We start from the raw sequence: 20,010 nt of genomic DNA on the forward strand, positions 1-20,010 counted from the left end.
CCCTTCAGAAGGAAAGGCAACGCGACCTGAAAATCGGCGCCATGTCCTGTTTTTCTGCGAGCAGAAGGGTCGAGGCAATCCGCGAAGAAGAGATTGCCGATCAGGAGAGGGAACTATCGAAAGGGCAATATCAAAAGTTGTAAAGGTTGGCGCGTGGTGCAATGCTTGGTAAAACTGCATTTCTGGCGACTGCGGAAGAATGATGGCCGGTCCAATACGTCAGATGGATAGTATCTGCTTCCGCCGTCTGACTATCCGCTATGAGCGACGCGCCGACATTCACGAGGCCTTCGTAATCCTCGGCTGCGCCCTCATCTGCCTCAACCAGATCAGAAGGTTTTGTTAGATGCTCTTAATGGACAAGTCAAGCTGCGCTTCTGCTCGGATCGAAGGCCTGGCGGCGGTTGAGCATGGTCCAAAGGACCGTCACGGGCCACCGGGCGAGGGCGATGACGGCTTGGTATGATGTTTCCCGTCGCGACGTTTGCGATCATAGACAGCCCTTGGAAAGCGGGTGGCCGGTGGCGACAGCGCAGAAAGCGCCCTGATAGAGGATTCGCTTGAGGGCCTTGTCGCCACCATAGGCACGGCGCCAGCCAGCACGCTTGCCGGACTGGCGTTGGACCGGCACCAGCGCCGCCGCGCAGGCCAGCGCGTCGGCCGAGGCGAAGCGGCGGATATCACCAGTGCAGGCGATGAACTCTTCCGTCAGGATCGCCCCCATCCCCGGCAGCGAGTGGATGAGGGCGTTGTCAGGGTGGTCTGCCATCAATGTCTCGAGGTCACGCTCAAGGCGAGCCAGCTTTTCGCGCGTCTCCAAAGCTTGGGAGGCTATTTCCACGGATCAGCTCGGCCGTCACAGCCTCACCAGGCACGGCGAGGCGTTGAGCACCGGCAGCCTCAAGAGCGCGATCCGCCAGGCCCTCGATCCCGCGCGTCGATGCGATGCAACGTGCCGCCTTCTCTCAGAATGCGGTCGCGATCCTGTCCCGCTTCGCCCGGGACACGGCGGTGCGCGAGGCGGCCGTCGCACTGCAAACCGGTCGCGGATCAAGCTATGGCCATGGCGATCGATCACCGGCTCTTGCGGGCCATAGCGCGGGCCAGTCCGACGGCAGCGGCGACCTTCTTGCCGATCTGCTCGCTGACGCGGCCGCCCGCGCAGGAGGCGGTCAAGCGCTGGCGGCGCCCCCACCCGACGAACTGCCGAGTTTGGCGTCACCCACGGATGCACCCTCGGTCTGGAGTCAGGCGAGCCGATCACTCGGTCAATGGGACGGCAGCGTACTTGCGCCGTTCTGGCGCAATATTGCAGCCCAACTGCCGATCGTTGGCGACCCAGGCGCAATGACCTTCAGAACACCGCTATCACCGGCGATTACCTGATGGGGCTGCCGCCCGAGCCCTAGCCCTTCGGGGATGTCGATCTTCAGCAGGCAGCGCGGGGCGAGGTCATCTTCAACGAAAACGCCTGATTTGCCACCAAGCGCCCGCAGTTCGCCGATGAAGTGACCTGCCCCTTGGAACGTTTCTTGATTTGATGTGGATTTTGCTTCACGCTGACGGATCGGACGCGATGAGGAAAAGCTTCTTCACCGGGGCGCAGGTCATCGGCATGATCGGGGAGCAGGGTCAACGCACTGCGTTGACGGACTGGCGACAGCGGGGGGTTGTCGGCGCCTTGGGCTGAGTCCGGCCCGGTGTCTCACGAACTGAAGGCCAGGCATGGCGGCATGGACGTTTCTGATGCCCGGAGGCTGAAAGCGCTCGAGGAGGAGAACGGCCGACGGAAGCGACGGCTGGCGGACGCGCTGCTCGACAACATTGTGCTGAAAGATCTGCCGGGATCGAAGCCATGGGACGCCACTGGTCCGAGGACCATGGCTGAGGGCTGACGACACCGAACGCGCGTCGGGACGCGGTGCTGCGGGGCCTGCGGGATCACGACATCTCGCAGCGCCGGGCCTGCGTTCTGGTCGGTGCCGCGCCACAGGACGGTGCGGCGCGAACGTCCGCCTGACAACCCCAAGATCCGCACGGCCCTGCATGAGATCGCCGCACTGCGCCGCAGGTTCGGCTCTCGGCGGATCGGTCTGCTGCTGGCGCGCAGGGGCATGCTGATGAACCCCAAGAAGCCGTATCGGCTTTATCGTGAGGAAGGCCTGGCGACGCGGCGGCGTGGCCGCAAGCGCGCCCGGGGCACCCGCACGCCGATGCCGGTGGCGCCCGCGCCCGACCAGCGTTGGTCGCTCGACTTCGTGGCCGACAGGTTCGGCGCCGCCCGCAGGTTCCGCATCCTGGCGGTGATCGATGACTGCTGCCGGGAGAACCTGTGCCTGATCGCCGACACCAGCATCCCGGGCGGCAAGGGTGGCGCGCGAACTGGACGCGCTGGTGCGGATCTGCGCAAAGCCTGCCGGCCTTGTCAGCGACAACGTCCTGTGTCGGGAAGGACTTGCCGCTTGAGGCGTCAGATCACGGGGCATCCGAGCGACCGGATACCCTGAGGGCAGACATCAGCGCGCGGTGATAATTGCCGTCAAGCCGGTGCCTTGACCCTCGGACCCGATCGTGACGGGCAGGCCGAAGCTTCGCAGAGCCTCGATCAGGCGCTGGTGATCGGCCGCGGCATTCATCACCGTCATCCGTCGCCGACGCGTCTTGCCGGGCGCGGCGATCAGCACCTCATGGCGGTGCTTCGAGATGTCGATGCCGGCCAGAACGCGGGCAGCCGTCGTATCATGGGCCCTGGTCATGGCCGGGTCTCCTCCGGGGTGTGGTTCGCACAACCACCATGGAGACCTGAGCCCCGGCTCTGGCCGCCGGGCGCGCGCGAATGGCTGGCTTCGCGTGCGGCCACAGCCTTCTCCAGCGCGTCCTTCCCGACATGCTGCGGGACCGGGTTCACAAGCCGGGCCATCCTGGAAACGGGCCGGGCAGAACGACGTTGCCTGGCACTGCCTCGATCCCGGCAAGCCGCAGCCTCCGCGACGAACTGCTGAACAAGGAGATCTTCGACAGCCTGGACAACGCCCGGCGCAAGCCCGCCTTCCGGCGCCAAGACTGCAATGCCGTCCGGCCGCACTCGTCCCTGGGCAATCTCACGCCGCGCGAAGCGCGCCGGACGCCTGCACTGCCTGATGGCGCCGCGCCCGGCGCGCCTGCCCGGAAGCAACCCGCAGACCACCAATCTCAAGCCCGCAGACGCTCGTTATGACAAAGGGACCAACAGGGGGCAGGCCACGGGGCCGTCGTTGGATCTGGGATCGCGCTCGACCGGGCAGTCGGGAACGATCCGGCCACTCTCATCGATACCCGTGGCCCAGGGGATCACCTTGGCCGCCTCGATCCCGATACAAATTCGCATGCTCCTGCCTCTCTTCGGCCGCTGTCCCGCACGCTCCGTCACGCCGGCATCGCCTTGCAAAGCCCTCAAGGGCATCGTGTGATCCGCGGTCGATCAGGGGCGACGGCGGCACAGCCACCCAGGCCATCCAGGACAGCCCGCATGACAGCCATACCGCCGTCGCTCAAGCAGCTTCGCAGCACCTCAGGCGGCATGAAAAAGGGTAAGGCCGCATGACCACCCGGAACCGGGCCGCTGATCAGACCCACCAGCGTCCGGTGAGGGCAAGCCGGGCCAATGCGGCACGACGGGTGAAATCGGACGGACCAGGCGGCGTCCGGTTCAGGATCAGCGCGTCAAGGAAGCGCAGCGGCGATGGACCCGGAAACAGCGCCGGGGCCGCGGCGCGGGGCAGGGTGCGGCGGGTCTCGGCGGCCTTGCCGAACGCTTCCACGGCGATGCGCGCCAAGGCAGCCAGCCCTTGCGGATCCGCGCAGAAAAGGCCGAGGCCAAGCGGCTGCAGCGCGGGTTCGGCGCGCAGCCAGGCGGTCAGCGCCGTGCCCCGGCCCTGGGCCTGCAGGGCGGGCACATCCGGGGCGCCCAGCGTCCGGGCGGCATGCGACATCAGCGCGCCTCCGGTCGCGTCGGCATAGGCCACCACGGCGGCCGTGTCCTGAAAGGGCTCTCGTGCCGCGTCATGCCTGCGCGCTTCGGCAAGGCCGGCGAAACCGGCCGCCTTGCTGCCCCATGCGGACCAGAGCGGCGACAGAAGCTCGTGCGGGGGCGGGACCTCGTGCAGCGCCTCGAGCCGGTCCACCCACCATTGCACCCGCATCCCGGCGATCAGCGGGTCGCGGGCGGCGAGTGCCGTGCGGGCAAGCTCGGCGTTCAGGGCATAAAGCGTGACCAGCCGCGCCTGGGCCTCTGCAGGCGCCAGCATCGCCATGGCAAAGCGGTCGGGGTCCTCGCGCCGCAGCCGCTCGGCCAGCAAGGCCACCGGGGGGGAGAGCTTGGCGCTCATGCGGCGCCGTCGCGGATCAGCTTCCAGCGGATCGCATCGACCAGCGCCTCGAAGCTGGCGTCTACGATGTTGGGGGACACCCCCACGGTGGACCATGCCGCGCCCTGCCCATCGGTGAAGTCGATGATGACGCGCGTCACCGCGTCGGTGCCTGCACCGATGATCCGCACCCGGAAGTCGGCCAGCGTCATCTCGTCGATGGAGCCCTGCCATGGCCCGAGGTCCTTGCCGATCGCGCGCCACAGCGCGTTGACCGGGCCCGCGTCCTCGCCATTCGCGCCGATGCTGTCGCTGGCCGACATCACCCGCTGGCCGCCGACCTGCGCCACCACCACCGCCTCGCTGACCGAGATGCGGCGGCCGATGGCGTTCAGACGACGCTCGACGGTGACACGGTAACGCTCGATCTCGAAGAACGAGGGCAGGGCGCCGAGTTCCTCTCGTGCCAGCAGCTCGAACGAGGCCTGGGCCGAGTCGTAGGCGTAGCCCTGGTCCTCGCGGTCCTTTACCGCAGCAAGGATGCGCGACAGCGCCGGGTCGCCGGGCTGCACCTCGATCCCCGCGCCGGCAAGGCGGGCGCGCAGGTTCGACTGGCCGGCCTGGTTCGACATCGGGATGACGCGCTCGTTCCCCACGGTCGCGGGGGCCACATGCTCATAGGTCTGCGGCGCCTTCAGGATCGCGCTGGCGTGCAGCCCGGCCTTGTGGGCAAAGGCCGAGGCGCCGACGTAAGGCGCGGCGCGCAGGGGCGAGCGGTTCAGGATCTCGTCCAGCCGGCGCGAGATGCGGGTGAGGCTGGCCAGCGCCTCGGGCGTGACGCCGGTGGTCAGGGTCGAGCGGAACGGTTCCTTCAGCAGCAGCGTCGGGATCAGGCTGGTGAGGCTGGCGTTGCCGCAGCGCTCGCCGAGGCCGTTCAGCGTTCCCTGCACCTGCCGCGCACCCGCCGCGATCGCGGCCAGCGAGCAGGCCACCGCATTGCCGGTGTCGTCATGGGCATGGATGCCGAGGCGCTCGCCGGGGATGCCCGAGGCGATCACGGCGCGGGTGATCTGGCCCACGCGCTCGGGCAGGGTGCCGCCGTTGGTGTCGCAGAGAACGATCCAGCGGGCGCCTGCGTCCAGCGCGGCGCGCAGGCAGTCGAGCGCATAGCCGGGGTTCGCCGCATGGCCGTCGAAGAAATGCTCGGCATCGAAGATCGCCTCGCGGCCTTGCGCCGTGACATGGGCAATCGAGTCCGCGATGCAGGCGAGGTTCTCCTCAAGCGGGATGCCCAGCGCCTCGGTCACATGATAATCATGCGTCTTGCCGACGAGGCACACCGCCTTCGTCCCGGCATCCAGCACAGCGGCCAGCACGTCGTCGTTTCCGGCGGACCGGCCTGCGCGCCTGGTCATGCCGAAGGCGGTCATGGTGGCGCGGGTGGCCGGCGCCGAGGTGAAGAACTCGCTGTCGGTCGGGTTCGCGCCCGGCCAGCCGCCCTCGATGTAGTCCACCCCGAGCGCGTCGAGCATCGCCGCGATCTCGGCCTTCTCGGCGGCCGAGAACTGCACGCCCTGGGTCTGCTGCCCGTCGCGCAGGGTGGTGTCGTAGAGGGTGAGGCGGGAGGTCATTGTGCACGTTTCTCGAGCAGGTCTAGCGCAAGATACAATGCCTGCTCACTTGGAGCGGTTGGAACGCCCGTTCCCACCTGAAGCACTGCACCAGACCCTTCCTCAAAAACCACGCCACGTGTAGCGCCTAAAGAAGTAACCGGCGCTTTTGGGGCAAGCCAATGCCCTTGGGACAACATGTGGCCCAATCGCATCCAGCCCTCGAACTCTGCATGTATGTCTCTCCGCAGGATAGAGGCAGAGTGCGGCTTTCGATCCTCTACATTGAACCCGGAAATATTCAGCCAAGCGCGAAGGGCATCGGAGAGCACGTAGTCTCCTTGTTCGCGAGCCGCCACGCGGGCGAGAAACAAGCGACGTGCCTCCTCAGGAATAGCCTCTGTAACAACATCGTTCTCGAGCAATCCAAGGAATACTGCGGATGCTTTGAGAGCAGCAGCCTCGCGCCGTGTGGCAAGATCATGCAGTGCTGCCAAAGCGGCGGGGGTGCCGAGGTCATCCGCCAATGCCGAGATAACCGTTTCCGATGGTTGTTGCGCTGGCTCGACACTGGCCACGATCTCCCGCCAGCGATGCAGCGTTGCCTCCGCCTCGCGCACCTTCTCAATCGTCCAGTCCATCGGCTTGCGGTAATGCGTCATCAGGAAGACATACCGGATCACCTCTCCCGGTATTCCCTGATCCAGCAGGTCCCGCACGGTGAAGAAATTGCCCAGCGACTTCGACATCTTCTTCCCCTCGACCTGCAGCATCTCGTTATGCAGCCAGACGCGGGCGAAGTCCTCCTGCGGATGGGCGCAGCAGCTTTGGGCGATCTCGTTCTCGTGGTGGGGAAACTGCAGGTCGATGCCGCCGCCGTGGATGTCGAAGCTTTCCCCCAACAGCGCCGCCGACATGGCCGAGCACTCGATATGCCAGCCCGGCCGGCCGCGGCCCCAAGGGCTGTCCCAGCCCGGCTCCTCATCCGACGAGGGCTTCCACAGCACGAAATCCATCGGATCGCGCTTGAAGGGTGCGACCTCGACACGCGCGCCGGCGATCATGTCATCGACCGACCGCCCGGAAAGCTTGCCATAGGCCGGGAAGGACCGGACGTCGAACAGCACATGTCCCTCGGCCGCGTAGGCGTGGCCCTTGACGATCAGCGCCTCGATCATCGCGATCATCTGGGGGATATAGTCGGTCGCCCGCGGCTCGTGGTCGGGGCGCAGGGCGCCCAGCGCGTCCATGTCGGCGTGATACCAACCGATCGTCTCTTCGGTGCGCTCGCGGATCAGCTCCTCAAGCGGACGCGGGTCGCCGGCCTGCTGGCGGGCCAGCGCCGCCGCGTTGATCTTGTCGTCCACGTCGGTGAAGTTGCGGACATAGGTGACGTGATCCTCGCCGTAGACATGGCGCAGCAGGCGGTAAAGTACGTCGAAGACCACCACCGGCCGTGCGTTGCCCAGATGTGCGCGGTCATAGACCGTGGGTCCGCAGAGATACATCCGCACATTGGCAGGATTGATGGGCTCGAATGGCTCCTTGCGACGAGTGCGCGTGTTGGTCAGCTTGATCTGGACCATGAATTCCCCCTTGGGCGGGGTTCAAGTCGCGCGTGAACGTCCCGCCTGGCCTTGTGTCAGACGGTAATGCAGCAGATGGTCGGGCGCCCGTTCATGACGAACGCCTTAGCAGCGGCAGGCTGGCCCGGCAAGAAGCACCGTCGCCGCAAGCGGACAGGCAGCGGCCGCGCCTCAGGCCGCCGCATTGACCCCCGAGATCATCAGCCGGTCCCGGCCGCTGCGCTTGGCCCGCAGCAGCGCGTCGTCGGCCTGCTCCATCAGCGCCCTCGCGCGGCCGCGTGGGTCATGCGGACCCGAGCCGACGCTTGCAATTCCTGCCGAGATGGTGATGCGCAGGGCGACACCCTCATCACGGCCGGGCAGGCGTATCCATTCATCGGACACGAGGGCGCGCATCCGGCGGGCCACGGCGGCGGCCTCGGTTTTCGAGGTGTCGGGCAGGATGGCCAGGAATTCCTCTCCGCCGACGCGGGCGACGAAGCCGGGTGCCGGCACCGCGCGATCAAGCCGCGCGGCCACATCGGCCAGAACGGCATCGCCGGCGGCATGGCCATGGCGGTCGTTGACCTCCTTGAAACGGTCAATGTCGATGGCGATGATCGTGCAGATGCCGGCGTCGCGGCTGCAAAGCCCGACCAAACGCTGCAGTGCGTATCGCCGGTTCGGCAGGGCGGTCAGCGGATCGATCCAGGCAAGCGCGCGTTCACGTTCCTCGGCGGCACGGCGTCCATCGGCGGACAGCTTGCGCCGAATCAGCGCATCCAGCCGCAGCGCCGCCTCGTCGGCCATCCCGGTCGTCACCAGCGTCGACAAGAGCGCATCCCCCGCTCCAAGGTCGAGCGCGACCGGCATCATGTCGCGCCGCTGCGGTTCCAGCACCATCGCGAAAGCCGCGTCACGGGACGACCGGCGAGAGCGCAGTTCGGACAGCAGCCGCAGCCCGTCGCCGGGTTGCGCCATGTCCGTGGCGATCAGGTAAAGGTCGGGCACCAGCCCCACCGCCGCCTCGGCCAGAGCCCGTTCGGGGTCGGCGATCCGCAACTGCGCCGCAAGCCGCGGCGCCAGCGCGTGCCGCCATCCCATCGCGACCCCTGTGTCACCCGCGATCAGCAGGACCGACCGCGCCGCGGTGGCAGGGGCGGGCAGAAACGCCTGCTGTTCCTCGGCCATTCCCGGAACGGCAACTGCCGCGACGGCATGATGCCGATCCCGCATCAGCGCCCGGATGCGCGCGAACAGGCCACCTTCATCCAGGGGCAGTTCCAGGACGGCCGCGGCGCCCGCCTTCAGGGCGGCGATGCGCTGGTTCTGCGGAACCATCATCACCACGGGAAGGCCCGGTTCTGCACGGGCGATACGCCCGCAAAGCTCGACCGGCTCCATGTCGTCGGGAGGACCGCCGATCAGCACGATGCCGGGCCGGCAGCGCGCCAGGACCGCCAAGGCCTCGGCGCCCGTGCGGGCCGTCAGGGGGTCGTAGCATGCCGCGGAAAGACGCACCTTGAGCGTGATCCGGTTCGTGGCCGTGCCATCGACCACCAGGATTTGCCCTTCCATGCCTGCTCCTTGCGGGTTGCGCTTGTGGGGACAATCTGCGTGGAACTGATTAACAAACCGTTTCCCTTCCCCGCCATCACCATAGCGTGCTTGCGGATGGCGCGGCGCAAGGGCATGAGACGCGTCATGATCTCGCGCAGTTCCCTTGACGCCCTTGCCGAATCGATCCTCGGCCATCTTGCCGGATGCCCCGACCTGGTCGAAGCGCTTTGCACGGAAACCGGCCTTGATCCGGCCGACCTGCGGGCCCTTGCGGCCACGCCGTCGACGGATTTCGCCTCGGCCCTGGTGGACTTCATCTGCGCCAGCGACGACCGGCTTGCCGCCTTTGCGGCGGCGTCCGGCTGGCCCGAGGCGACGGTCGCCCACACCCGCGAGGCGCTTGCCGCGGGCATCCTGCGCTGATCTTTACCGGATCTTAAACTCTGCCGTGCAAGCTGGCCGGAAGGCAGGAGAGTGGGATGCACGGGCTGGTCAACCGCGCGGTCGAGGAATTCGCCCGCGCCACCTATGGCGAGGCGGTCTGGACGGCGACGGCACGGGCGGTCGGGGTCGATCCGTGTGGATTCGAGATCATGGACAGCACCGAGGCCGAGATCACCGGCCGGCTGATCGCGGCTCTTGCGGGGCAGCTCGACCGTTCGCCGCCTGAACTGGCCGAGGATCTGGGCGCCTGGATGGCGCAACTCGCGCCGATGCGACGGCTTCTGCGTTTCGCCGGCAGCGACTTCGCCGCCTTCATGATGAGCCTTGAGGAGATACGGGAGCGCGGCCAGATGGTGGTCCATCGGCTCAGGCTGCCGGTGCTGTCGGTCATGCCCACTGCTTCTGGGTGGGAGATCCGGTCTTCGTGCGATCCCTTGTGGCTGCATGCCGTGGCCGGGATGCTGCATGCCATGGCCGACGATTACGGGGTGCTCGCGGTTATCGAGGTGGCAGGCGGGCGGGTCTTGGTCGATGTTCCGGTGGTCGATTTCAACGCCGGCCGGCCCTTCTCGATCAGCGATCCGACCGTGGGGGCCGCATGACGCTGGCAGAGGCTGCGCTGATGCTGATGCCGATGCACCTGCATCTGGATGCGCATGGGCAGATCCTGTCGGCAGGCCCGACCCTGCGGCGAATCGTCGGCGCGGCGGAAACCTTTGACGCGGCGTTCGAGCCTGTCGGCGCCGACGCCTCGACCCCGCTTTCCGGGCTGGCCGAGGCCGAGCGGGTGTTCCTGCGCGTCCGGTCCTCGCCGGGCCAGATCCTGCGCGGGCGTGCGGTAGGAATTGCGGGAGGTGGGCTGCTGCTGAACCTCGGGCTGGGCATCGGCCTTGTCGATGCCATCCGCCGCCATGACCTGACCGACCGCGATTTCGCCCCGTCGGATCTGGCGATGGAGTTCCTGTTCCTGCACGAGGCCAACGGCGCCATGACGCAGGAACTGTCGCGTGCCAACAGCCGCCTGGTCGCCGCCCGGACCCGCGCCGAAGCCGAGGCTTTCACCGATCCGTTGACCGGGCTTTACAATCGCCGCGGCCTGCAACTGGCCTTCGAGGCGCTGCGGCAAGGGGCCATGCACAGCGATCCGCACCACTTCGCGCTGATCGTCATGGACCTCGACCATTTCAAGCCCCTGAACGACAGCTTGGGTCATGCTGCGGGGGACGAGATGCTGCGGCAGGTCGCGGCCAGCCTGCGGGCCATCGTCCGCGAGGTCGACACGGTCGCGCGGACCGGAGGCGACGAGTTCGTTCTGCTGCTGCCGGGCTTGTGCGATCCCGCCGTGCTTGAGGCGATGGGCCGCCGCATCATCCAGCGGATCGAAACGCCGGTGGAGATCGCCGGAACGCTCAGCCGCGTATCGACCAGCCTGGGAGTCGCGATTTCATCCCGTTATCAGCGGATCACCTGGGCACGGATGGAGGCCGACGCCGACGCCGCGCTTTATGCCGCCAAGCACGCCGGCCGTGGCTGCACCCGCATCGCCGCCGGAGAGGAGAATGCGCCGGGGCGCAGGGCCGGAAAGAAGGATCGGCGATGACCGGATCGTCCGTTATTTCCAAAGCGCGCCGGTCGTCCTGCCGTTCCCGCAGCTTGGCGGGTTGAGGGCCATGGCCGCCGGGGCGCCTCAGGCACCGGCCCGCAGCACCTCGCCCAGCGTGCCGATCAGCTCGTCGATCTCCGCCTCGGTGATGATCAGCGGCGGGGACAGGGCGATGATGTCGCCGGTCACACGGATCAGGATGCCGGCCTCGAAGGCGCGCAGGAAGGCGTCGAAGGCGCGCTTGCCGGGCTGGCCCTCGACGGGCGCAAGCTCGACGGCGCCGATCAGGCCCATGTTGCGGATGTCCACGACATGGGGGTGGTCGGCCAGCCCGTGCAGCGCCTGCTCCCAATACGCCTCCAGTGACGCGGCCCGCGTCAGCAGCCCGTCTTCCGCATAGGTTTCCAGCGTCGCAATGGCTGCCGCCGAGGCGATGGGGTTGCCGGAATAGGTGTAGCCGTGAAACAGTTCGATCACATGCTCCGGCCCCTGCATGAAGGCGTCGTGGATCGACCCCGAGGTCAGCACCGCCCCCATCGGGATCACGCCGTTCGTCAGCCCCTTGGCGCAGGTGATCATGTCCGGCACCACCCCGAAATGCTGCGCCGCGAAGGGGGAACCCAGGCGGCCGAAGCCGGTGATGACCTCGTCGAAGATCAGCAGGATGCCGTGCTTTCGGGTGATTTCGCGCAGGCGTTCCAGGTAGCCCCTGGGCGGCAGCAGGACGCCGGTGGACCCCGCCATCGGTTCCACGATCACCGCCGCAATGGTGTCGGCGCCGTGCAGGGCGACGATGCGTTCCAGTTCGTCCGCCAGATGCGCGCCATGTTCGGGCTGCCCCCGCGTCATGCGGTTTTCCGGCAGATGCGTGTGCGGCAGGTGGTCCACCCCCGCCAGAAGCGAGCCGAAGACGCGGCGGTTGTTCACGATCCCGCCCACGGAAATCCCGCCGAAGCCCACGCCGTGATAGCCGCGCTCGCGCCCGATCAGGCGGGTCCGGCTGCCCTCGCCCCGCGCGCGGTGATAGGCCAGCGCGATCTTCAGCGCCGTGTCCACCGCCTCGGAACCCGAGTTGGTGTAGAAGACATGCTCCATCCCCTCGGGGGCGATGTCCACAAGGCGGTTGGCCAGTTCGAAGGCCGTCGGGTGGCCCATCTGGAAGGCCGGCGCATAGTCCAGCGTCCCGGCCATGTCGCTGATCGCCTGGGTGATCCGGGGCCGCGTATGGCCTGCGTTGCAGCACCACAGGCCCGCCGTGCCGTCCAGCACCTGCCGCCCGTCGGCGGCGGTGTAGTGCATGTCCTTGGCGGCCACCAGCATCCGGGGCGCCTGCTTGAACTGGCGGTTCGCCGTGAAGGGCATCCAGAAGGCGTTGAGGTCGTTCGGGGCGGGATTGCGGTCCAAGGCCATGGGCATGCTCGTTCGGATGGGGGTCGCAGGACGCTAGCACGGGGCAGGGTGCAGTCAAGCGCGGGCTTGCCAATCCATTCGGCCCGCACCAAATATCGCGCCGCTGCTCATGAGGGCGATTCGATGTCCGAGCCTGCCGCCGCCGACCTGCGCGACCCCGAACCTTCCGACACTCACCCCCCGTCCGATGCGCTTGGCGCGGGGCTGGTGCTGGCCTGCCTTGGCGTCGTTTTCGGCGACATCGGCACCTCGCCGCTTTACGCCCTGCGCGAGTCGCTGGTCCACGCGCATGAACATGGCATGGCGGAAACGGCGGTGATCGGCATCGTGTCGATGCTGTTCTGGACGGTGATGCTGATCGTGACGCTGAAATACGTCACCCTTATCCTGCGCGCCGACAACAACGGCGAGGGCGGCACCCTGTCGCTGGTCGCCAAGGCGCAGGGCGCGCTGGGCGGGCGGCGGGCCTGGTGGCTGTATCTGACCGGCATCGTCGGCGTCTCGCTGTTCTTCGGCGATGCGATGATCACGCCTGCCATGTCGGTGATGGCCGCGATCGAGGGGATGGAGCTGGTCGTCCCCCATGCCTCGGATTGGGTGGTGCCGGTCACGCTGGTGATCGTGATCGCGCTGTTCTGGGTGCAGCGGTCCGGGACCGAGGCAGTGGCGCGGCTGTTCGGCCCGGTGATGTTGCTGTGGTTCGGGGTGATGGGCGTGCTGGGCGCCTCGCACATCCTGGACGACGCGCGAATCCTGCAGGCGCTGAACCCGCTGCGCGCGGCTGGCTTCATCGCCGACAACGGATACGGGGCGCTGCCGGTCATGGGTTCGGTCTTCCTGGCGGTGACGGGGGCCGAGGCGCTTTACGCGGACATGGGGCATTTCGGGCGCCGTCCGGTCAGGATCTCGTGGCTGTGGATCGTGCTGCCGGCGCTGACGCTGGCCTATGCCGGGCAGGGCGCGATGGTGCTGTCGCACCCGGAACGGGCGGCGAACCCCTTCTTCCTGATGGCGCCAAACTGGTTCCTGCTGCCCTTGGTGCTGCTGGCGACCGCGGCCACGGTGATCGCCAGCCAGGCGGTGATCTCGGGCGCCTTCTCGGTCGCGCAGCAGGCGGTGCAGCTTGGGCTGGTGCCGCGGCTGGAAATCCAGCACACCTCGGACCGGCAGGCGGGACAGATCTACCTGCCGCGCGTCAACACGATCCTGATGGTCGGGGTCTGCGCGCTGGTGCTGGCCTTCGGATCATCGTCGCGGCTGGCCAGCGCCTATGGCATCGCGGTGACGGGGGACATGGTCATCACCTCGGTCCTGGCGATCGTCGTCTTCCGCTATGCCTGGGGCTGGCGCTGGCCGGTGGTGCTGGCGATCATGCTGCCGATCCTGGGGATCGAGCTGGTCTTCCTTTACGCGAACCTGCTGAAGGTGCCCGACGGGGGCTATATCCCGCTGCTGTTCGCCGCCGTGGTCATCACCTTCATGGGCGTCTGGATGCGCGGGACGCAGATCATCCAGCACCGGCTGTCGGCCGAGGCCATCGCGCTGGATTTCCTCGCCGCCAAGCTGGAAGCCAGCCCGCCCACCATCGTGCCCGGCACGGCGGTGTTCCTGACCGCGGACCCCTCCTTCGCGCCGCCCGCCTTGATGCACAACCTCAAGCACAACCGCGTCCTGCATGAACGCAACTACATCGTGAAGGTCGAGACCGCGACCACCCCCACCGTGCCTGACGCGGATCGCTTCCGCATCGAGGCGGTGACGCCCCGATTCTGGCGGCTGCGGCTGCGCTTCGGCTACATGGAGCAGCCGAACGTTCCCCGCGCGCTGGCGCTGGGCCGGGCGCAGGGCCACCGGTTCGAAGTGATGAGCACGTCCTATTTCCTCAACCGCCGCTCGCTGAAGGTCGGCAAGGGGCGGATGATGCCGGTATGGGCCTCGCGGCTTTATGCGGGAATGTATCGCTCGGCCTCCGAGCCCACGAACTTCTACCGGCTGCCGACGAACCGGGTGGTGGAACTGGGCCAGCAGCTGAACATCTAGGCCCGTCCGCTCAGATCCGCGCGTAAACGTCGTCGTAGCGGATGATGTCGTCCTCGCCCAGATAGACGCCGGTCTGGACCTCGATCAGGACCATGGGCACCTTGCCGGGGTTCTCCATCCGGTGAACGGCGCCCAGAGGGACGTAGATCGACTGGTTTTCCGTCACCAGCGACACCTTGTCGTCCACCGTGACCTTGGCCGTGCCGCTGACGACGATCCAGTGTTCGGACCGATGGACATGGCTTTGCAGCGACAGCGCGGCGCCGGGGTGGACGACGATGCGCTTGACCTGGAAGCGCTCGCCCATCACCAGCGTCTCGAACCAGCCCCAGGGTCGGTGATCGCGCAGGAAGCTTTCCGCCTGCCGCGCGCCCTTGGACTTCAGCGCGGTGACGGCCTGGCGCACGTCCTGCGCGCGGTCCATGCCGGCCACCAGCACGGCGTCGCCGGTGGCGACCACCATCATGTCCTTCAGGCCGATGCCGACGACCTGCATGGCCTCGTCGTCGGAACGCAGCAGGACGTTGTCGCAGTCGATCGCGGTCGAGCGGGCGTCGGCGATGACGCCCCGCCACGCGGGGGCGTCCGCCTGCGCCTCGCGCCAGATCGCGTCCCAGCCGCCAAGGTCGGACCAGTGTTCCGCAAAGCGCACGACCGAAAGGTTGCCGGCCTTCTCCATCACCGCATAGTCGATGGAGAGATCCGGCAGCGTCTCCCACGGCTCGGGTGCAAGCCGCAGGAAGCCGAGGTCCTTCTTCGCCCCTGCCAGCGCCGCCTCGACGGGCTGCAGGAACTCGGGCGCATGGGCGCGGAAGGCCGCGATCATGCTGCGAGCGGTGAACAGGAAGATGCCCGCGTTCCAGAGGAACCGGCCCTCGGCCAGCATCGCGCGGGCGGTTTCGGCATCCGGCTTTTCGACGAAGCGGCGCAGGGGGGCGGGGCTGTCGCCGCTGTCGCCGTCGAGTTCGAGATAGCCGTAGCCGGTTTCGGGCCGGGTTGGCGCGATTCCAAAGGTCACGATTCGTCCATCCCGTGCCAGCGGCACCCCCTGATCGACGGCACGGCCGAAAGCTTCGGCGTCGGGAACGACATGGTCCGAGGGCGCGACCAGCATCAGCGCATAAGGATCGTTCGCCCCCAGATGCAGGGCCGCTGCAAGGATCGCCGGTGCGGTGTTGCGCCCCGCAGGCTCGATCAGGATGTCGGCAGGGGTGATTGCCACCTCGGCCAGTTGCTCGGTCACGATGAAGCGGAAGTCGGCGTTGGTCAGCACCAGCGGGTCGGCATAGCGGGGACCGGAGAGACGTTGCGCCGAGGCCTGGAACAGCGACCGTGCCCCGATCAGCGGGGCGAATTGCTTGGGGAAGGACTTGCGCGACACCGGCCACAGCCGCGTTCCCGAGCCACCGGACAGAAGGACGGGAATCACGCGGGTCATGGATGGTCCTTGGAATGAAATTGCGAATCGCAGGGGCAAGCCTAGGCGATGCGCAAGAAAGCGCCACCGTCCCTCGGAAAAGCAAAAGCCCGCAGGGATGCGGGCTTTCAGCGGGCCGTAGGGGAATGGCTCAGCCGCCCCAGGTGCGCAGCGGGCCGCAATCCATGTGCACGAAGTTCGAGCTGGAATACTTGCCGACGCCGCCTGCCCGGCACGCCGCCGCCGCCTTGTACATCTGGTTGACCGAGCGCGACTTGAGCCGCAGGTCGGCGGCCTTGCCGGTCATGTGCAGCGAGTTCCGGGCCACCCCGCCGCCGCGCGAGCGCAGCATCGCGTTGGTCTTGGGCGAGCGGTAGCCCGACAGCATCATGTAGGGTTCGTTGGTCTGCATCAGCCGGGCGCTGGCGGCTGCGATGTCCACCATGCGCGGGTCGATCCCGATCACCTGCCCCGTGCGCCAGTCGCGCATGAAGATGTTGATTTCATTCAGGGCGTCGCGGATATACCTGCCATCCGCCCAATACACGGCGTCGATGCTTTCGCCCGTCCGGCCCGAATACATCCGCACCCGTCGGTAATCGCCGGCGCCACGGACGACACCAAAGGCATTGGCCATCACCGGGGCCGCAGCGACCGTCGTCGCTGCGAACACGCCGAGAAGGCCGCGACGCGAGAATTCGAAACTCATGTTCAGATCCGCCTGTCCTGCGTTGTGCGTGCCATCGTTTGGCATGTCCGGGTTTCTCCCGGATTGGTTGAGAATATGTCACCGTGCCGTCGGTTGCGGAACTGTGAGTTCCTTGTGACGGCGATTCCGCGCCAGTATAGGCGAAAAATCGCCTATGACCCAAACTGAACCAGGGAAATACGGGGCTGGGTGTCGCGTCGGTGCAACGGGATCGGCAGAAATGCCGCGCTATTGCGGTTCAATCCGGGCACTCCCGCCCGGTAGGATAAGGTGCATTTCATGCGAGGATTGAATCGGTTGCTGCCATCCATGTCCTGTCTCGCGCGGATTGTCCGGGCGATTCTTCTTCCCGCCCTGCTGCCCGTGGCAGCACACGCGCAGGTTGCTCCATCGCCACGGCTGGAGTTCACGCCGGCAGAATGGGACTTGGCTCGCGGGGTCGCGCGCCAGCCGGAACTGGCGGCATGGTACGGCTCGACCGGGCTCGCCCCGATGTTCACCTCTGCCGATGCCGCGCCGCGCCGCGCCGCGCTGGTCGCGGCCGTGGGGCAGGCCGCCGCCCATGGCCTGCCCGACACCTATGGCGCCGACCGGCTGCTTGCGCTTGAAAACCGCACCGACCCGGTGGCCGAGATCGCATTCGCGCAGGTCTTCGCGGACTGGACCCATGATGTGGGCGGCGGCGTCCTCGACCCTCGCCGTGTCGATTCCGAGAACCGGCGAGAGGTGATCCGCGTCCCCACGGACGAGCTTCTCGCCCGCTTCGTCGCCGCGTCGGACCCTGCCGCGATGCTGGCCGGGGTGCCGCCGCAAGGCGCGCAATACCGGGCCCTGCAGGCGGCGCTTGCCGCGCAGATGGGACCCGTGGTGGGCGCGGATGTGCCGCACGTTCCGCCGGGCCTCTGGCGGGAAGGGATGCGCGACGCGGCGATCAGCCGGCTGCGGGCCCGTCTCGCCGCCCTGGGCTTTGCTGCGGACAGTCCTGACCCCGAGCTTTTCGACAGCGGCCTTGTCGCGCAGGTCGCCGCCTATCAGACCCGCGTCGGCCTGCATTCCGACGGCATCGCCGGCCCCCGCACGGTCGACCGCATGAACGGCGGCAGCGCGCCCCGTGACCTGCTGGTGGCACTTGAACGGATGCGCTGGCTGAACGGCCATGACCTGAACGCCCGCATGATCTGGGTGAACCTGCCCGAGTTCAACGTCCGCGTGATGGAGGGGGGCCATACCATCTATGAAAGCCGCGCGGTGATCGGCAAGGACAAGGACGACTGGCGCACGCCCGAGTTCTCGGACATCCTGCAGAACGTCGTCGTGAACCCGAGCTGGAACGTCCCGCGCTCCATGGCGATCCGCGACTACCTGCCGCGCCTGCAGCAGAACCGCCATGCGGTCGCGCATCTGGACGTGGTGGACAGCCGGGGCAGGGTGGTCGCCCGCGACGGCATCGACTTTTCCCGCTTCACGGCAAAGACCTTCCCCTATCGGCTGCGGCAGAAGCCCAGCGACGACAATGCGCTGGGCGAGGTCAAGTTCATCTTCCCGAACCCGATGAACATCTACCTGCACGACACGCCCTCGAAAGGGCTGTTCGGGGAACGCACCCGCGCCTTCTCCAACGGCTGCATCCGGGTGCAGAAGCCGGTGGACCTGGCGCATGTGCTGCTGGAAGGCGCGGTCGATGATCCCGCCGCGACCTATGCCCGCGCCCGGCAATCGGGGAACGAGCGGTTCCTCAAGACCCTGCCGCTGCCGGTGCATATCGTCTATTTCACCACCATCGCGGACGAGGATGGCGCGGTCCGCCATTTCCCGGATGTCTACGGCCGTGACGCGGCGGTCTGGGCCGCGCTGAAGGCGCGGGCGCCCGCCGGGGTGGAAACGGCGGCGCTTGCCGAATAGGACTGTTGCGCAAGGAGGACGTCCGATGACCATAACCCTGGCGGAACTGGCCGAGGCCCTTGGCGCGCGGTTTTGGGGCGACGGCGCGCTGCGGATCACCGGGGCGGCCGAGCCTGCTCAGGCCGGGCCGGCTGCGGACGGCAGCGCGGTGATCGCGACGGCGATGGCGCCGCAATATGCCTCTGCGCTGGCGCGGGGCGCGGCGGCGCTGATCTCGGAAGGCATGGACCCCGAGGCGATGGGCCTCGCCGGCGCGGTGATCGTGGCGCGCCCCCGGCTGGCGATGGCGGGGCTGACCCAGGCGCTGGACCGCGGCCCCCGGATCGCGCCCGGCATCCACCCAAGCGCCGTGATCGACCCCTCGGCCGAGATCGGCGAGGGCGCGGCCATCGGTCCCTTCGTCGTCATCGGCCCCGGCGTGCGGCTGGGCGCGCGGGCGCGGATCGACGCCCATGTGACCATCGGCGCGGATGCGGTGCTGGGCGATGACGCCCTGCTGCACGCGGGCGTCCGCATCGCCCATGGCGTGACCGCAGGCGCGCGGCTGATCGTTCAGCCCGGCGCCGTGATCGGCGGGGACGGCTTTTCCTTCGTCACCCCCGAAGTTTCGGGCGTCGAGGAAATCCGGCACACCCTCGGCCACCGGGGCGAGTTGCGCGAGCAGCATTGGGTGCGCATTCATTCGCTGGGCGGCGTAACCCTGGGCGATGACGTGGAAATCGGCGCGAACTCGACCATCGACCGGGGCACGATCCGGGCGACCTCGATCGGCTCGGGCACCAAGATCGACAGCCTCGTGCAGATCGGCCACAACGTCCGCATCGGCCGCGACTGCCTGCTTTGCGGAATGGCGGGGGTCGCCGGTTCTGCCCGGATCGGCGACCGGGTCGTGCTGGCGGGAAAGGCGGCGGTGAACGACAACATCTTCGTCGGCGACGACGTGATCGCGGGCGGCGCCAGCAACATCTTCACCAATGTCCCGGCCGGGCGGGTGATCCTCGGATCGCCGGCGGTGAAGATGGAAACCCAGATCGAGATCAACAAGGCCATGCGCCGGTTGCCGCGGATGGCCGCGCAATTCGCCGAACTGCAGAAGACCGTCACACGGCTGATGCAGAAGGATTGAAGAAAGCGCCCATGACCCAAAGCATTCACGACCGCATCGTCGCCATCATCGCCGAGCAGACGATGCTCGACCCCGAACAGATCACCCTTCAGGCGACGCCGGTGGACCTCGGCATCGACAGCCTCGGCCTGGTCGAGTCGATCTTCGCCATCGAGGAAGCCTTCGACATCGTCATCCCCTTCAATGCCAACGAACCCGACCAGTCGGACTTCGACGTCTCGTCGCTGGGCTCGATCATCGCCGCCGTCGAGAGGCTGGTGGCCGAAAAGGAATGAGTG

The 20,010-nt window shown here is 67.5% G+C and carries 17 protein-coding genes and 3 pseudogenes; 11 read left to right on the forward strand and 9 right to left on the reverse strand.

Annotation, left to right across the window (positions count from 1 at the left end):
• Positions 1–238 precede the first annotated feature (238 nt).
• Positions 239–346, forward strand: a pseudogene (locus tag H5395_RS06850) (IS5/IS1182 family transposase); the annotation flags it as partial.
• A 144-nt stretch (positions 347–490) separates the two neighbouring features.
• On the opposite strand, the gene H5395_RS06855 reads toward H5395_RS06850, so the two are convergent.
• The gene (locus H5395_RS06855) at positions 491–841 is read right to left on the reverse strand and encodes a transposase (protein WP_182791831.1); all 351 of its coding nucleotides are present in this window, start codon (positions 839–841) and stop codon (positions 491–493) included.
• Between the two features lie 104 nt (positions 842–945).
• Between H5395_RS06855 and H5395_RS06860 the strand changes: the two genes are divergently transcribed.
• Together H5395_RS06860 and H5395_RS06870 are read left to right on the forward strand one after the other, a co-directional pair.
• Positions 946–1,386: a hypothetical protein gene (locus H5395_RS06860; RefSeq protein ID WP_182791832.1), complete on the forward strand. Its 441-nt coding sequence runs from the start codon at positions 946–948 to the stop codon at positions 1,384–1,386.
• 190 nt (positions 1,387–1,576) lie between these two features.
• Positions 1,577–2,436: pseudogene (locus H5395_RS06870) on the forward strand (transposase); the annotation flags it as partial.
• Positions 2,437–2,516: 80 nt separating this feature from the next.
• Here the strand turns inward: H5395_RS06870 and H5395_RS06875 are convergent.
• Positions 2,517–2,756 (reverse strand): hypothetical protein, encoded by a 240-nt coding sequence (locus tag H5395_RS06875; protein WP_370576402.1) that lies wholly within the window; start codon positions 2,754–2,756, stop codon positions 2,517–2,519.
• Positions 2,757–2,894: 138 nt separating this feature from the next.
• On the opposite strand from H5395_RS06875, the pseudogene H5395_RS06880 reads away from it, so the two are divergent.
• Positions 2,895–3,217: pseudogene (locus H5395_RS06880) on the forward strand (integrase core domain-containing protein); the annotation flags it as partial.
• Positions 3,218–3,605: 388 nt separating this feature from the next.
• Here H5395_RS06880 and H5395_RS06885 read toward each other — a convergent pair.
• The 4 genes from H5395_RS06885 to H5395_RS06900 all read right to left on the reverse strand — a co-directional run bounded on the left by H5395_RS06885 (position 3,606) and on the right by H5395_RS06900 (position 9,099).
• The gene (locus H5395_RS06885) at positions 3,606–4,367 is read right to left on the reverse strand and encodes a squalene/phytoene synthase family protein (RefSeq protein ID WP_182791835.1); all 762 of its coding nucleotides are present in this window, start codon (positions 4,365–4,367) and stop codon (positions 3,606–3,608) included.
• Positions 4,364–5,977: a citramalate synthase gene (gene cimA, locus H5395_RS06890; protein ID WP_182791836.1), complete on the reverse strand. Its 1,614-nt coding sequence runs from the start codon at positions 5,975–5,977 to the stop codon at positions 4,364–4,366. The genes H5395_RS06885 and cimA overlap by 4 nt, the downstream gene beginning before the upstream one ends.
• Positions 5,974–7,542: a cysteine--tRNA ligase gene (gene cysS, locus H5395_RS06895; RefSeq protein WP_234450684.1), complete on the reverse strand. Its 1,569-nt coding sequence runs from the start codon at positions 7,540–7,542 to the stop codon at positions 5,974–5,976. The genes cimA and cysS overlap by 4 nt, the downstream gene beginning before the upstream one ends.
• 171 nt (positions 7,543–7,713) lie before the next feature.
• Positions 7,714–9,099, reverse strand: a complete 1,386-nt coding sequence (locus H5395_RS06900) for a diguanylate cyclase (RefSeq protein WP_182791837.1) — start codon at positions 9,097–9,099, stop codon at positions 7,714–7,716.
• Positions 9,100–9,213: 114 nt separating this feature from the next.
• Between H5395_RS06900 and H5395_RS06905 the strand changes: the two genes are divergently transcribed.
• Genes H5395_RS06905 through H5395_RS06915 form a run of 3 tightly spaced genes read left to right on the forward strand, consistent with a single transcriptional unit; the run spans position 9,214 to position 11,125 of the window.
• Positions 9,214–9,504, forward strand: a complete 291-nt coding sequence (locus H5395_RS06905) for a DUF3572 family protein (protein ID WP_182791838.1) — start codon at positions 9,214–9,216, stop codon at positions 9,502–9,504.
• Between the two features lie 56 nt (positions 9,505–9,560).
• On the forward strand, positions 9,561–10,127 hold the full coding sequence (locus H5395_RS06910) for a heme NO-binding domain-containing protein (protein ID WP_182791839.1): 567 nt from the start codon (positions 9,561–9,563) through the stop codon (positions 10,125–10,127).
• Complete coding sequence (locus H5395_RS06915) at positions 10,124–11,125, forward strand: diguanylate cyclase (RefSeq protein WP_182791840.1); 1,002 nt, start codon at positions 10,124–10,126, stop codon at positions 11,123–11,125. Before H5395_RS06910 ends, H5395_RS06915 begins: the two co-directional genes overlap by 4 nt.
• An 87-nt stretch (positions 11,126–11,212) precedes the next feature.
• Here the strand turns inward: H5395_RS06915 and H5395_RS06920 are convergent, their stop codons facing one another.
• Positions 11,213–12,538, reverse strand: a complete 1,326-nt coding sequence (locus H5395_RS06920; protein ID WP_182791841.1) for an aspartate aminotransferase family protein — start codon at positions 12,536–12,538, stop codon at positions 11,213–11,215.
• Between the two features lie 123 nt (positions 12,539–12,661).
• On the opposite strand from H5395_RS06920, the gene H5395_RS06925 reads away from it, so the two are divergent.
• Positions 12,662–14,578 carry a potassium transporter Kup gene (locus H5395_RS06925; protein WP_182791842.1) on the forward strand — a complete coding sequence of 639 codons (1,917 nt, stop codon included), beginning with the start codon at positions 12,662–12,664 and terminating at the stop codon, positions 14,576–14,578.
• A gap of 10 nt (positions 14,579–14,588) precedes the next feature.
• Here the strand turns inward: H5395_RS06925 and H5395_RS06930 are convergent, their stop codons facing one another.
• Together H5395_RS06930 and H5395_RS06935 are read right to left on the reverse strand one after the other, a co-directional pair.
• Complete coding sequence (locus tag H5395_RS06930) at positions 14,589–16,016, reverse strand: mannose-1-phosphate guanylyltransferase/mannose-6-phosphate isomerase (RefSeq protein ID WP_182791843.1); 1,428 nt, start codon at positions 16,014–16,016, stop codon at positions 14,589–14,591.
• A 130-nt stretch (positions 16,017–16,146) separates the two neighbouring features.
• Positions 16,147–16,704 (reverse strand): DUF882 domain-containing protein, encoded by a 558-nt coding sequence (locus tag H5395_RS06935; RefSeq protein WP_182791844.1) that lies wholly within the window; start codon positions 16,702–16,704, stop codon positions 16,147–16,149.
• A 426-nt stretch (positions 16,705–17,130) separates the two neighbouring features.
• Between H5395_RS06935 and H5395_RS06940 the strand changes: the two genes are divergently transcribed.
• From H5395_RS06940 to H5395_RS06950, 3 genes are read left to right on the forward strand one after another with little or no spacing between them, the layout of a single operon-like run.
• Positions 17,131–18,606, forward strand: a complete 1,476-nt coding sequence (locus H5395_RS06940; RefSeq protein ID WP_255440553.1) for a murein L,D-transpeptidase — start codon at positions 17,131–17,133, stop codon at positions 18,604–18,606.
• Between the two features lie 25 nt (positions 18,607–18,631).
• Positions 18,632–19,732, forward strand: a complete 1,101-nt coding sequence (gene lpxD, locus H5395_RS06945) for a UDP-3-O-(3-hydroxymyristoyl)glucosamine N-acyltransferase (RefSeq protein WP_182791845.1) — start codon at positions 18,632–18,634, stop codon at positions 19,730–19,732.
• An 11-nt stretch (positions 19,733–19,743) separates the two neighbouring features.
• A complete protein-coding gene (locus tag H5395_RS06950) occupies positions 19,744–20,007 on the forward strand; it encodes an acyl carrier protein (protein ID WP_182791846.1) in 264 nt (87 codons plus the stop codon).
• Positions 20,008–20,010 lie beyond the last annotated feature (3 nt).

This window comes from Paracoccus sp. MC1854 (assembly GCF_014164635.1).
GTDB lineage: Bacteria > Pseudomonadota > Alphaproteobacteria > Rhodobacterales > Rhodobacteraceae > Paracoccus.

Excerpts from the sequence above, each read along its gene's own strand:
- H5395_RS06860 (WP_182791832.1), top strand. The coding sequence starts at position 946 with ATGCAACGTGCCGCCTTCTCTCAGAATGCGGTCGCGATCCTGTCCCGC.
- H5395_RS06875 (WP_370576402.1), bottom strand. The coding sequence starts at position 2,756 with ATGACCAGGGCCCATGATACGACGGCTGCCCGCGTTCTGGCCGGCATC.
- H5395_RS06885 (WP_182791835.1), bottom strand. The coding sequence starts at position 4,367 with ATGAGCGCCAAGCTCTCCCCCCCGGTGGCCTTGCTGGCCGAGCGGCTG.
- cimA (WP_182791836.1), bottom strand. The coding sequence starts at position 5,977 with ATGACCTCCCGCCTCACCCTCTACGACACCACCCTGCGCGACGGGCAG.
- cysS (WP_234450684.1), bottom strand. The coding sequence starts at position 7,542 with ATGGTCCAGATCAAGCTGACCAACACGCGCACTCGTCGCAAGGAGCCA.
- H5395_RS06900 (WP_182791837.1), bottom strand. The coding sequence starts at position 9,099 with ATGGAAGGGCAAATCCTGGTGGTCGATGGCACGGCCACGAACCGGATC.
- H5395_RS06905 (WP_182791838.1), top strand. The coding sequence starts at position 9,214 with ATGAGACGCGTCATGATCTCGCGCAGTTCCCTTGACGCCCTTGCCGAA.
- H5395_RS06910 (WP_182791839.1), top strand. The coding sequence starts at position 9,561 with ATGCACGGGCTGGTCAACCGCGCGGTCGAGGAATTCGCCCGCGCCACC.
- H5395_RS06915 (WP_182791840.1), top strand. The coding sequence starts at position 10,124 with ATGACGCTGGCAGAGGCTGCGCTGATGCTGATGCCGATGCACCTGCAT.
- H5395_RS06920 (WP_182791841.1), bottom strand. The coding sequence starts at position 12,538 with ATGGCCTTGGACCGCAATCCCGCCCCGAACGACCTCAACGCCTTCTGG.
- H5395_RS06925 (WP_182791842.1), top strand. The coding sequence starts at position 12,662 with ATGTCCGAGCCTGCCGCCGCCGACCTGCGCGACCCCGAACCTTCCGAC.
- H5395_RS06930 (WP_182791843.1), bottom strand. The coding sequence starts at position 16,016 with ATGACCCGCGTGATTCCCGTCCTTCTGTCCGGTGGCTCGGGAACGCGG.
- H5395_RS06935 (WP_182791844.1), bottom strand. The coding sequence starts at position 16,704 with ATGAGTTTCGAATTCTCGCGTCGCGGCCTTCTCGGCGTGTTCGCAGCG.
- lpxD (WP_182791845.1), top strand. The coding sequence starts at position 18,632 with ATGACCATAACCCTGGCGGAACTGGCCGAGGCCCTTGGCGCGCGGTTT.
- H5395_RS06950 (WP_182791846.1), top strand. The coding sequence starts at position 19,744 with ATGACCCAAAGCATTCACGACCGCATCGTCGCCATCATCGCCGAGCAG.